Below are 13,369 nucleotides of genomic sequence, written 5' to 3' on the forward strand. Positions count from 1 at the left end.
TGGTTCCTTCGGGAGCCAAAATGAAATTAAATTGCCAAAAGCTGTTTACGCCACGCACGTGGTGAAATGCCATACCAACGTTTAAATGCTCGTGAAAAATTGCCTTGAGCTTCATAACCCAACAATTGTGCAATTTCTAAAATGGTCATCTCGCTGTTTTCAAGTAATTGTTTGGCTTTATTTTTTCGAGTCTGCTCCAGCAAAATTTCAAAACTGGTGTTTTGCTGACTCAGATAACGATACAAAGTAAAACGATGCACTGAAAAATATTCTGAAACTCGGTCAATACTGCAATCACCATGTGGCAGTAATTCCTCTATCATCTGACATACCTGAATCTGTAAATCATTTTTTTTATGATCATGTAGTGCTGTTAAATGCGTCCGTAAAAAATCATCCAGTTGATTATCATGTCCTGAACGCTGTTGATCGAGTTCTTTTTGTGGAAATAATAACTCATGCTGAGATTGACCGAACCACACAGGACAGCCAAACAGCTTTTCATAGAGGTGTGCAGATTTGGGTTTAGGATAAGAAATCCGAACCAAAGTCGGATGCCATGATTTTCCGAGTACCATTTCCATAATGGAAACCGTTGCAACCAGATAGGCTGTCTGTAATTGCTCTTTATCGGGTGCATCTCCCTCGATCCGCATTTGGATACCAGCATAGCCCTGTTCTTCTTTTATGGATAAAAACAATCCCTTGTACCATAACTGCCCATAGTGAAATAAGCTTTGCAAAGCATCACGCAAAGTCGCTGCATTGAGCACTAAAAAACGCAATGGACCTGTATTGGCTAAACTTGCTTTTTTCCCCATCAACAGTCCAAGATGGTCACACTGCAACATTTCTCGGGCGAGCTGCAATACTTTGCCATGTACCTGTAAAGGCAGAGGTTTCAGGTTCTGCTTAAAATCAGACTGCTCAATATCAAACTGCCGAAAAAACGCCCATGGCTCTATACCATGCTCCTCAAGTATAGTCGGCAATACTGCCAATGCACCTAAAGGGATTGATTTTTCCTGCATTTTTGCATTTTTATTGTTCATACAAAAAACCTATTCAGCATCCTTGGCAAAACCCGTTATGGCGAGTATTCCTATTTTATTTTTACATGAGACAGCTATAACATACTTTATAAAAAAAATCGGACATCTTAAGACCAATAGATGCCCTATCCTCAACATATTTTTAAGTTCTACATTCAGACAATCAATTTACATAAAACTCAGTACAGCCCCCATAAACATCAGCTGTACGGTCAATACAAATGCAAGTAAAATCGGCTTGATTCCTGCCTTTTTCAAATCAATAATACGTACACTGACTCCCAATGCCACCATTGCTGTTGCCAGCGCCAAATCATCCAGCCATACAATCATCTGATGAATATCTTGAGGAATTGTCATCCACGAATTGAGCAACATACAGACGATAAAGCCAAAGACAAAAACAGGCGGTTTTATTGTACCTGCTGACTGACCATCAGCACGATGACGGGTCAGCCAAAAACACAGAATCAATAAAAAAGGTGCCAATAACAATACCCGAATTAATTTGGTAATAATGGCAGCTTCAGCAGCCTGCGGTGTCATCGCCTGACCAGCAGCAACCACTTGAGCCACTTCATGTAAGGTTGCCCCCGTAAAAATACCATATGCCCGATCAGTCATCATGCCATGCGGAATATATTGATATAGCCATGGATATAAAAACATCCCAATGGTGCCAAATAACACGATACAACTGACTGCGATTGCAACCTGATTATTTTTTGCTTTGACGATACCTGAGGTCGCCAAAATAGCTGCTGCCCCACAAATGGCATGACCTGCCCCAATTAAAATGACAGTTTCCCTTTCCATTTTCAGTAGCTTAATGCCTATCCAAATCGCTAAACCCATCGTGGTTGCAATGAGAATGACATCAATCACAAAAGCCTGAACACCCAATGCCTGAATTTGCTGAATACTCAAACGAAAACCATAAAATGCCACCGCAATACGTAACAGCCGCTGTTTGCAAAAGCTCATGCCACTGTCCAAAGTCAGATGCATTTTCTGTGGCATCAGGTTGCCACATAGCATTCCAATCAGCATGGAAATCGTCAGCAAACCCAATCCCATATTTTGCAGATATTCAATTTTAGAGAAATAAAACGCCATCATTGCCAACATAAAAAATAATGGAATGCTGAACAACTGCTCAGGAAATTGAATTTTTTTTTGCGCCTGCGAAAGCATAATGTAAACCTATCAATTTTTGGACAATACGAATCTGTTCACTTCAAATGTGAAGTGAAAATAAGAAAAATTAGGGGAAATAAAAATCAGATTGATGATTCTGTGCGCCACACAACATCAATCTGATGCTTAGACAGTACGATTTTAGAAATTCATCTTAAACACCATAGAGGCATAGTCACGGTCATCAATCGTGCTGAATTCATTACTGCCAAAATAGTTTTGATACGCAATTTCAGCCGAATACTTTTTCTGATAGGTTGCTGTAACACCAACTCCCACCGCCATTTGACCTTCCTGAAAGTTTGGTCCATAACCTGTCACATCATGTCGGAAAGTCAGACTTGGACTGACGTTGGTTTCAGCCAATAAATCAGGATAATTCAATGCTGCCCTTAAACGATAGCCCGCAGACCATTCACTGAAAAAACCGTCTTTGGCATTACAGAACTGACGATTTAAATCCTTCAGCTCCTCGGCAGATAAATTACCTGAGCCTGCTGCAATACAGGCATTCGCACCCGTAACAGGATCATAGGCTCCTGTGGACAACTCGCTGCGCCCAAAGGCACTACTGCGCCCAAAACGCTGCCCATCAATATCGCCAATATGATTGACCGCCAATTCAGCCATCCATGTCAGATTTTTTGCACCCAAAACATCCGTCACAGTATCTGCTGCACCCACAGACAATTGTGAAACAGGCAAACGTGCATAACCATCAACATGAGCACCAAACTCAGGGCGGACACCTGCCTCTGTAAAAGGCGAGTTGGGTGCAAGGATCTGAAACTGCACAAGATCAGTCCCATTAAAACCCAAAGGTTGATTTGGTTTATGATTCAACTCTGCAAACCATGCAGTCGTTCCCACCTTGGCACTCAAGCTCAGTGCAAACATCCGTACATCTTCAGGATAAACCGCATAATAGCTTGCTGTATTAAAATATTTTGCACCCAAACCCGTTGCGGCTTTGCCTTCAAAAGCTGAAAAACGACTATGATAATTGGCATAATAGACACCCAGTTCCAGATTATTCATATCAGGAAAAGTTTGTTTCAATGCAATACCATATTGCCCACCATCTTTTGCTGACTGAGTTTCACCACGTGGAATATAACTGCCACTTTGCATGGCTGTTTCAGTCGTTCGATCTCCGACAATAGCAATGGTGATCGGACCACAGCTTTCAGGGGTAAAGTCTGAAATCTGAAGGAATGTACCGCAACCATCCAGCACGGATGGTCTAAATTTATATTGATAAAATCCTTCAACCTGTAAATTCTTATTTAAACCTAAGTTGAATGCCAGCATCTCCGCAGGAATTACACGTTCTTTGGCATCTCCGCCCGGACGGTTCATAGCAGCAACATCAATCGCATTCACCGAGTTGATACCATGCTGAAAAAATCGGGATTTGCCCCAATTCAAAGCCTGTTTACCAAGCTTAATTTCTAAAGGCTGATCATTGGGTAGCGTAAACTTTCTCCACAAATAAGCATCCCATAATTCAATGCCTTTAAACTTTGCCAGATCAGGCCACTGACGGTCGTCAAAGGCTTCAAAGTCACCCCGACCTGTTTCATAGGCATGGTCGTACCAGTATTTTGCACTGAGTACAGCCCCTTGTTTCCCATCACTTAGACTTGTTTCTGTAAGTCCCCGAATAATCTGTGAAATCACATCATGGCGATTAAAATTCTGCCGACCATTGTCGCCATTGGTATCGACGCTATTGCCTTCCTTACCAATTTTTTTCGCATCAGGTGCAAATAATAACGATGCTGATGGCTTTTCCATACTCCAACTGGTACCCATGCTGAGTGTGGTATTGGTTTTAAATTTCCAATCATCAAAAACATCAACACTTGCTGCCTGAACAGCATTAATCTGAGCAATCGAAACAGCCAAAACACTTGCTATAAGGTATTGAGCATATCGAGACTGCTTTTTTATTCCGTTTAAATCTGTGAATTTATTCACCATATCAGCTCCATTTAGATATGACTGTCCTGAGCCCCCTTGTCTCAAGGGAGCATTTTTTTGTTTTCAGTTGAATTGTGAAGAGAAACTTAGACTTTGCGCTCACGTATTAAACGTGCAGGAATTCCAAGTAAAAGCGTGATTGCACCAAGCACCAACAATGCAGCGATGACTGAAAATGCCATATAAATACTGCCCGTTTGTGTTTTGATTGCCCCAACCAAAATCGGGCTGAGTACTGCTGCCATGCCCCCAAGGGTACTGACCAATGCAATCCCTGCCGCTGCCGCAGTACTGGATAAATATGCAGGTGGAATGGTCCAGAATAGAGGGACAGCAGATAAACATGCTGCTGCACCAAGGGTAATCAAACCAATGGATAAGCCAATTTGATCCTGAAAAAAGCCGAGTAAACAGAAACTGATTGCACCTACCAGCATGGTCAATGCCAAATGCCAGCGACGTTCTAAAAACTTATCTGAACTCCGCCCTAAAATGTACATTGCCACCAAAGCTGTCAAATAAGGTAAACTTGAAATCATTCCAATCTGACGGATATCCTGAATACCAAACTCCTTGATCAGAGTTGGCATCCAATATGCAACGGTGTTGGTTCCCGAATAAATACAGAAAAATACAAAGCCTGCCATCAACACACGTGGATCACATAATAATTGTTTTAGAGCTACGCTGCTTTTCGTGACATGGGTGCTTTCAGCAGCCAAACTCGTTTGAATCACCAGTTTTTCACGAGGGCTTAACCATTTGGCTTTCTCAGGTTGATCGACTAGCCAAAACCAAGCAATCACACCAAGTATCACCGCAGGTATACCTTCCAGCACAAACAGCGATTGCCAATCTTTTAAACCCATCCATCCATGAAAACTGCTCATGATCCAGCCTGCAAGCGGACCACTGACAATGCCTGCAATAATACCTGCCATAAAAAAGACTGAAGTAATACGTCCCCGCAAGGAACCAGGAAACCAATAGGTCAGATAAAGGATCACACCTGGGAAAAACCCAGCTTCTGCAACACCCAATAAAAAGCGCAATACATAAAAACTGGTTGCACTTTCAACTGTGCTCATCAGCATGGTGACAATGCCCCACAGAATCATGATTCTGGTCAATGTGGCACGGGTACCGACTTTTTGCATATACATATTGCTTGGAATTTCAAACAATAAATAACCGACAAAAAATGCTGCTGCACCAATTCCATAGGCAGCATCACTTAACAGTAAATCTTCTGACATTCTTAATTTGGCAAAAGAAATATTAATACGGTCAATCGCATTAATGGCATATGCTAAAAACAGAAATGGCAGCAATCGTAAAGCCACTTTACGAAATGTCTTTTTTTGTTCTTCTGCTGTGATGTTCAAACTTTCAATCGGTGTTCCTTCATTGACAGCACTCACGTGTACTCTCCTAATCTATTCAATGTCCCTATTTGTTCCCTGTGCTCATTTCCAAAGTTCCAGTTTTAGAAAAATGAGCGCTATATTTCCTTCAAAATTTCATCCAGCATAGGAATTGCCATTTCGCAGGCTTCAATGCCCTGTAAACTGACAATCTTCAGCACTTCTAAAATTTGCTCACGTGTTGCACCCAATGCCAACGCAGCTTCTATATGACGCTGTGTACCATGTGCCCACATATGTGTGACTGTGGCATCACCAGCAATACATAAAAATTCAATCCATAATGGCGGTAAAATGCCGTCTTTCCACAGCCCAAAACCCATTTTCAGGAAATTTTCCAAATAAACAGGATCCCAGCGATATATCGTTTCCCATAATGGATTAAACATGCCTTGTGCACGTACTGCATCACATACAGGCGTTGCAGGTGCTTGCACTGCTTCATCTGTAAGTCCTGCATGCGCCAGTTCCTGTTCCAAAATGGGTACGCCCAGCGCACAAGCATGAATCCCCACCACACTGGCGAGTTTAAATACTTCCAAAATTTCTGCACGGGTTGCGCCCAGTCGCAGTGCTTCACGGATATGACGCTGCACGCCCGGAGCGTATAAATGTGTGGCAGTGACATCAATATTTAAACGGATCAATGCCACAAGTTTAGGGTCAAGTACATTATTGAGTTGTGTGTCCTGCACCAACACCATAAATTTTTCAGTCCATTCAGGTGACCATTCTGCCAATGCATCCAATGATTCATCAAAGATTCCTGCTGCACGCAGGGCATTATAATTAGGTGTCTGAGTCATAGTCGTTCCATTTCAGTCATATATTGCAGTGGTTGAAGGTTTAAATTGTTGATGCATCAGGCGTTAAATCACCCCACCACCATTTGGACTAATCACCTGTCCGACCAGATAATGCTCACCACTTAAGTACAGCACTGTACCCGCATACTCCTCAACCGTTCCAAAACGTCCCAAAGGCACACCCTGCCACAAGCGATTACGGGCTTCTTCACCAATATTGTCTAAATATTCATTAAAACGTGGTGTTGCCACACCGCCAGGTGCCATTGCATTGACAAAAATATTGGCACCTGCCACTTCATAAGCGACTGATTTAGTAAATGAAATAACTGCACCCTTGGTTGCGCAATAATGTGGGCTATGCGCACTTTTACTTGAAAGTCCTGCAATCGAAGCAATATTGACAATTTTTCCTGAACGCTTGGGTTCCATAATTTTCAAAGCTTCACGAGTGCAATAAAACACGCCATGCACATTAACACCCCAATAACGATGCCATTCTTCATCACTGATGGAAGTTGTAAAACCCAAAGATTGTCTTGGCTCAGGCGTAGACATATAACGATAAAGTTTGTTGCGACGCTGAGTATCTAATTCAGAGTTTGGGGTAATGGCAGCATTATTAACCAACACATCTAAAGTCCCAAAATGCTGAACCAATTGTTCAAACATTGCTGCGACTTCTGCACTTGATGACACATCACATTGCAGTGCAAGGCATTCTGCACCATATTTTTCAACGCTTTTTTGTGTTTCTTGCAACGCATCCTGATTGACGTCACAAATCACCAATTTTGCACCTGATTTTGCAAAAGCCTCAGCACAGGCTTTGCCTAATCCAGGACCCACGCCCGTTACAAGGACAACTTTATTTTGAAAGTCCATTGTTAAAATCCATTTATAAAATATATATTTTTCAGTTGTTCATCGTGGTAACTACAACACACGATGAACCTTATTGTTTGGTTTTGAGTGCTTTAAAAATTACAGCCCTGGTACAGTAAAGCCACGCTGTCCTGCTTTACGGTTTGGTGCCATTCCCAATTGGCGAATCGTTTCATCCGCATTGTCGTAGGTCTGACCAATTTTGTAGATTTCACGGGCTTCTTTGCCTGTTGCAATATCACGGTCCAATTCACGGGCAATGCGCACAGTTTGTTCAATTTGCTGTACCGAGGTCATACGTTCGCCTTTACGTCCCCACAAGGTATCTTCAATTCCCACACGAACATGCATACCGAGGGCAATGGCAATGGTATTGATTGGCAACACCGCACGCATTGCACTTTCATACGTCAGGATTGAACCTGCTGGTGAGCGTTTAGTAAATTCAATCAAATCTGAAGGATCAAGACCTGCGGCACCACCGCCAATTGCCACATAGTTCAAATTTAGTGGACCTGTGTATAATCCTTTACGAATCAAACGTTCAACAGTTTCAAGCTGATGCACATGACCCAACATAAAATGTGGCTGAATCTGTGCTGCCTGCAAACGCTTTAGATGCTCAATAAAAAATGATGGGCGGGCATCTGAAACCATTTCTGAATACGCTTTGAAATATTCAGGCTTTTCTAAAATAGTCCCTACCACGTCATCTGGTGTCAGCATTTCACAGATGTTCATTTGACTGGTGTTGATGGCTATCGTGACTTGATCAGGTTTTGGATCCAGTTCAGCTAACATATGACGTGTGTCATAGTCGAGCCATTGTGCTGCCTCACCTTCAGACTCAGGCGCAAATGAAATTGATCCACCAACTTGAAGTACCATATCAGGCACAGCCTGACGTAAAAGCCCCAACATTTCATTAAATTTGCTGAGTTTTTTTGAGCCTTTACCATCTTCTTCACGTACATGGACATGCAGAACCGTCGCACCAGCATTATAACAATCTACCGCCTTTTGAATCTGCGCATCCATGGTCACTGCAATATCATCAGAATCTGTTGGTAGCCATTGCGGACCATAAGGGGCAACCTGAATCACCAATTTTTCTTGGTTTTCTGGGAATAGGCTATCATCGAGAAAGTTCATGTGTATTTGCTCCATACTGAGTCATTGTTATAGAGCCATCCATTGACTCTTCACTCATAGCAAAATACAAATTAAGCACAGTTTGAATTTATCATTAAGTCACATCAATTTATCATTAGGTCACTTTTGATCAGTTTAAATACAAATACTTTTTATTTTCTATATTTTAAAAATGTCATCAAAATAAGTCCCAACTTCCCCATACCCTAAATTTAAATACCAATGTCTACTTATCCTAAAAAGCACAATTATTGTCGATTCAGGACAATTACAGAATATTATTCTGCAATTCATTGACAGTATAATTTTTGCACTTTATTTTTAAGTCAGGTTCCTTTTTGGAACCAATTAAAAAGCACTCTTTGAATGAATGACATCTCTAAAAGATCATCTGAGTATTAGGAAAGATAATGAAAATAATTCCACGACAAATCTCAACAGCAGATTGGCCCCTATTTCCAAGACAAGTACAGTTTGATTGGCAGACACCTTCGCCTTTTCGTTGGATTCCACAGTCCCCAATCGCCAGTCATGCCGTTAATCATTTCAGCTTTACCTTGGTACGTGGTGAATATTTTTTCTGTCGGATGTTCAATAAGGCTTTACCTTATATTACGGATGAAAAGCTTAAAAAAGATGTGGAAGTGTTTATTCGTCAGGAAGCTATTCATGCACAGGCGCATAAAATTTCCATAGAACAATATTTACAGAAATATGGGGTTGATATTGAGGAGCATTATAACCGTGCTGCCCAAATATTTGATTTTGCATTGGCAGATCAACCTTTTGGTATAACAATTCCAAAAGCATTAGAAAAACAATGGCTGATGTTTCGAATTGCAATTGTCGCTGCGGCTGAACATTATACCTGTGCATTAGGGCAATATGTCCTGACCAAAGCGCACTGGGAAGCACGCGGTTGTGATCCTGTGGTCAGCGACTTATTTACTTGGCACAGTGCTGAGGAAGTTGAACACCGCACCGTGGCTTTTGATTTATTTCAGCATTTGAGTGGCAGTTACGCCATGCGCAGTACAGTCATGGCAGGACTCGCTCCAATCTTTACTGGATTGATGGTTGTAGGTACAACCCATTTGGCACAATCTGACCCCGAACTTCCAAAATCACAAAAAGGCTTATTAAAATGGGGCTTCTGGAAAGAATGGCAAAAAGCAGCCAATCAACACTTTGTCCCATCGCCATGGTGGTTTATCCAAACGTCTTTTCGTTATTTTAAACGTGATTATCATCCCTACTATGAAGGTTCCACTGAACTGGCGGTCAATTATATCAACCAGTCAGCAGGCGTGATTGCTAACCATCAAATCGCATCCTGAACATCATTTTAATTGAGTACGTACAATGAATACCACAACAAAAACACTTCAATTTATTCACGTCAACCCATTAAAACTCGCTGTTTATGAATGGGGTAAATCCAGTCCTGAGCAGGAAACCATTGTCCTGCTGCATGGCTATCCGGATTCTGCTGAAGTGTGGGATCGACTTGCAGACAAATTATCTGAACAGTTTCACGTGGTCAGCTATGACGTTCGTGGTACAGGCTTGTCAGATATTCCAGCTCGGCAAAAGCATTTTCACAGCGACTATCTGATTGAAGATTTAAAACAGGTTATTGCTGCCACCAGTCCGAATAAAGCGGTTCATCTGGTCAGCTATGACTGGGGTTCGTTGCAGGCATGGGAAGGCATATTGGGTGATCGCCTGAAAGATCAGGTTGCAAGCTATACCGCCATGACACCCAGTCTGGATGCGATTGGCTGGTGGTTCAGACGTGAAGTTCAGAAAAACAGTTTCGAAGGCTACAGCAATGTAGTCAAACGTATGACCAGTTCCAGTTATATGGTGTTTTTCCAGCTGCCTGTTATTCCTGAGCTAAGCTGGCGTGCAGGTCTGTATAAGGTATGGCCTAAATTTGTCGCTCAGTTGCAAAAAACCACGGTGCCTGTCAGTAAAACCATGCTGAAAGATGCACTGCACAGCATTGCGCTGTATCGTGAAAATATGATCAAACCACTTTTTCTGCCCTCTTCACGGAAAACCACCATTCCCACTCATATGCTGATTTTAACCAAAGATCCTTTTGTGCCACGTGCCATCAGTGAAAGTATGCGTGAATGGGTGGAAAATATTGAATATACAGAAATTGATGCCAACCATTGGGTCATGCTCAGTCATGCTGAACAGCTTGCACAGATTCTGAGCGATTATATTGGTCGTCACAATCAAAGCAAAAATGCTGCCTAAACAGTACAAAATTAATGAATGTTAAACGATCCCAGATACCATCATACCAGCCAAGATGTGCTGTGTTTCTACAGCATATCTAAAAAGGTGAATGAGCAATGCAACTGATCAATAGCCAAATACAACCCAAGACATTCAAAGAAAAAACAGATGCTGGCATTGCACGACTGGCGGCTCGGTTGGTGGGTGCTGTCACCGCAGAACGTCAGCCACATTTACCTCAGCAAGCCAATTTGAATGCACATGGGCAGCATCCATTTTACCGCAGTACCCACTATGGCATCATGATTCCAGATTTGCCTGAACCCTATCGTTACCTGTCATTTGCTGCCATTGTTGGTTATGTTGGCTTCCCCATTACAGATGTACAGGCCGGACTGTCTGCACTGGGCAAGGCAGATACAGCTTCTCTGGTACATGGCACTGCCCTGTCCACCACCGAAGAAGCGTATCAGACCTATTCCATCCAGCAAGATCTGCGCTTTAGTCAGGAACCTTTTTCGGTCAGCTTTGGTCAGCAGTCAAGTTTGAGCAGCTTAGGCGATGATTATCTACTCAGAACCTTGCGGGATGATCTGACCGTTGAGCTAACACTCAGACCACAACAAGCATTAACATGGTTTGCCCACAGTACTTTATACCGTCATTTCAGTCAATTAATCTGTTATAAAGGTCATATTACTCAACAAGATAAGACTGTTGCAGTTCAAGGAATGGGCACACTCGAACACTGGAATGCTGTAGCGACATCGACACTGCGTCAGCCATGGATTACCCAGCATGTGCAACTGCCTGTGAAAGTTTTTACTTATCAGGTTGTCAATTTAAATGCACAAGAACAAATTTTACTGGTGTTTATTGCCTATGAGCAGCAGCCGATTTTGACCAGCGCCTATTATCGCAATATTCAAGGTCAATCTCTGCAATATGACGGCGAGATTATTTTTAAAGTCACCAAAAACTTTGAACAAGCACTGACCAGTCCAGATGGTGATCAGATTTTTCCACCCCAAAACTTTTATTGGCAAATTCATCATCAGAAACAGCTTGTAGCGGAAATATTTGCCACCGTGGATACACCCTATTGTTTCGGACTGGGTGCTGGATATGTCACTGCATATCAATGGCATGGCAGCTATAAAAACCAAAAGATGACAGGTCGTGGCTATATGGAGTTTATTGATCGGCGTTAAAATTTAAGTGATACAGCATACTTGAGTATTTTTACCTCCGTTGATGGAGGTAATTTTACGTTTGTGTACATTGGCTCTATTTACATTGTCAAAAATGTTTTTTTATTCAAAATCAAATCTCTTTTTTAACTTGAAATACGATATTGAAATGTATTTTTAACATTCTGTACACGAGTGGGTTTACCATCCACAAGTCTAGGCTGATATTTAAAATTAAGAGCAGCTTGAATCGATGGGCGTATAAACATAGGGTGACAGTCATCTTGTGCTTTCGGGTTCTCAACACGCCCTTTGTCTGTGACATTATAAATCACAGTACAATCGCCTTCCAATTTTCGGTCTAAAGCTTGTTCAGGATAACTCGGTGCAGTTTTATCAATAGGCTGATAATTTTTAACATCAAAGTTATCTTTGACGGGTGGTGCTTGCGGTATTGCCTCTGATTCTTTTTTATTCTCCACTTGTTTTGAAACAGTTTCTGATGGTGTTATAGATTCTATTATTTTTTCTGAAGAAGATTTTGCTGTTTCTAAAACAGTATTGTCAGTCATTTGTGTCTTTTGAGTCGTCAATGCAGCTTTTTGTTGAGTCTCAACCAAAGGATCTTTTGCTTGCTCTGAATTCAGTTTTTTTGAGTTTGAGGATAATTGAGTCTGTTGCTGAGTTTGTACCTGCCGCTCTTTTGCTTGAATCGGTTTTGATGCTGTTGCTGTAGGCGTTTCTCGTGTAGGTTCTTTAACTTTAGGGGGTGAAGAAGGTAAAGGTTCTGTTTTATCTTCCACAGGAGGTGGAATTTTCACAAACTTAAGCTGTATGGTTTTTGGTTGAGGTTCAATGAAAGTCTTGGTCATTTCTACTGTAGTCAACCAAAATAATATGCCCATGTGCATTGCAAATGTAATCGCGAGTGCAATACCATGATCATATAAACCACGTTTAGATCCTACTATATTCATCATTGTGGCTCCTCAGTCACCAGACCTAACTGACTCACACCACTTTTTTGTAAAACGGCAATCGCTTGAGCCACAAGTTCATAGTCTGCATGATGATCAGCACGAATATAAAATTGTATTGCTTGATCTTTTTGGATTAAAGGCATCAATTTTTTTTGCATTGTTTTTAAATCAACTGCTTGATCTGTAATATTTTTCGTATTGAGCTCTGAACCAATATTCCAGTAATATTGCCCATCAGCCTGAATGGATAAAGTGACAATATGCTGTTGTTGTGACGCAGGTATGACATCCGCAGATACTTTAGGTAAATCAATTTTAATACCTTGCGTCAACATAGGTGCAGTCACCATAAAAATCACCAAGAGCACTAACATGACATCAATATAAGGAACGACATTCATTTCAGCATTGAGTTTTAATTTTTGAGGACGCTTAATCATGTTATCGCTC

General features: G+C 41.6%; 12 protein-coding genes. 3 read left to right on the forward strand and 9 right to left on the reverse strand.

Annotated elements, in window-relative coordinates; all coding sequences use genetic code 11:
- Positions 1-26: 26 nt before the first annotated feature.
- From C9E89_RS08945 to C9E89_RS08975, 7 genes are all read right to left on the reverse strand, one after another.
- Entirely contained in the window at positions 27-1,052 is a 1,026-nt protein-coding gene (locus C9E89_RS08945; RefSeq protein ID WP_107007907.1) for an AraC family transcriptional regulator, read from the reverse strand.
- A gap of 168 nt (positions 1,053-1,220) precedes the next feature.
- Positions 1,221-2,246 carry a YeiH family protein gene (locus tag C9E89_RS08950; RefSeq protein WP_228199006.1) on the reverse strand — a complete coding sequence of 342 codons (1,026 nt, stop codon included), beginning with the start codon at positions 2,244-2,246 and terminating at the stop codon, positions 1,221-1,223.
- A 144-nt stretch (positions 2,247-2,390) separates the two neighbouring features.
- The gene (locus tag C9E89_RS08955; protein ID WP_107007908.1) at positions 2,391-4,232 is read right to left on the reverse strand and encodes a DUF1302 domain-containing protein; all 1,842 of its coding nucleotides are present in this window, start codon (positions 4,230-4,232) and stop codon (positions 2,391-2,393) included.
- A gap of 86 nt (positions 4,233-4,318) precedes the next feature.
- Entirely contained in the window at positions 4,319-5,653 is a 1,335-nt protein-coding gene (locus tag C9E89_RS08960) for an MFS transporter (RefSeq protein WP_107007909.1), read from the reverse strand.
- A gap of 80 nt (positions 5,654-5,733) precedes the next feature.
- Positions 5,734-6,462: a carboxymuconolactone decarboxylase family protein gene (locus C9E89_RS08965; protein ID WP_107007910.1), complete on the reverse strand. Its 729-nt coding sequence runs from the start codon at positions 6,460-6,462 to the stop codon at positions 5,734-5,736.
- 63 nt (positions 6,463-6,525) lie between these two features.
- Positions 6,526-7,347 carry an SDR family NAD(P)-dependent oxidoreductase gene (locus C9E89_RS08970; protein WP_107007911.1) on the reverse strand — a complete coding sequence of 274 codons (822 nt, stop codon included), beginning with the start codon at positions 7,345-7,347 and terminating at the stop codon, positions 6,526-6,528.
- Between the two features lie 99 nt (positions 7,348-7,446).
- A complete protein-coding gene (locus C9E89_RS08975; RefSeq protein ID WP_107007912.1) occupies positions 7,447-8,499 on the reverse strand; it encodes a BKACE family enzyme in 1,053 nt (350 codons plus the stop codon).
- 410 nt (positions 8,500-8,909) lie between these two features.
- Here C9E89_RS08975 and C9E89_RS08980 point away from each other — a divergent pair, with 410 nt between their 5' ends.
- The 3 genes from C9E89_RS08980 to C9E89_RS08990 all read left to right on the forward strand — a co-directional run bounded on the left by C9E89_RS08980 (position 8,910) and on the right by C9E89_RS08990 (position 11,960).
- Positions 8,910-9,836, forward strand: a complete 927-nt coding sequence (locus tag C9E89_RS08980; RefSeq protein ID WP_107007913.1) for a metal-dependent hydrolase — start codon at positions 8,910-8,912, stop codon at positions 9,834-9,836.
- A 25-nt stretch (positions 9,837-9,861) separates the two neighbouring features.
- Positions 9,862-10,767 carry an alpha/beta fold hydrolase gene (locus C9E89_RS08985; RefSeq protein WP_107007914.1) on the forward strand — a complete coding sequence of 302 codons (906 nt, stop codon included), beginning with the start codon at positions 9,862-9,864 and terminating at the stop codon, positions 10,765-10,767.
- Positions 10,768-10,865: 98 nt separating this feature from the next.
- On the forward strand, positions 10,866-11,960 hold the full coding sequence (locus C9E89_RS08990; RefSeq protein WP_107007915.1) for a DUF6670 family protein: 1,095 nt from the start codon (positions 10,866-10,868) through the stop codon (positions 11,958-11,960).
- Between the two features lie 125 nt (positions 11,961-12,085).
- Here the strand turns inward: C9E89_RS08990 and C9E89_RS23280 are convergent, their stop codons facing one another.
- Together C9E89_RS23280 and tolR are read right to left on the reverse strand one after the other, a co-directional pair.
- Positions 12,086-12,919, reverse strand: a complete 834-nt coding sequence (locus tag C9E89_RS23280) for an energy transducer TonB (protein WP_171405111.1) — start codon at positions 12,917-12,919, stop codon at positions 12,086-12,088.
- The gene (tolR, locus tag C9E89_RS09000) at positions 12,916-13,359 is read right to left on the reverse strand and encodes a protein TolR (RefSeq protein ID WP_107007916.1); all 444 of its coding nucleotides are present in this window, start codon (positions 13,357-13,359) and stop codon (positions 12,916-12,918) included. Before tolR ends, C9E89_RS23280 begins: the two co-directional genes overlap by 4 nt.
- Positions 13,360-13,369 lie beyond the last annotated feature (10 nt).

It is taken from the genome of Acinetobacter sichuanensis (genome assembly GCF_003024515.2).
Classification (GTDB): Bacteria; Pseudomonadota; Gammaproteobacteria; order Pseudomonadales; family Moraxellaceae; genus Acinetobacter; species Acinetobacter sichuanensis.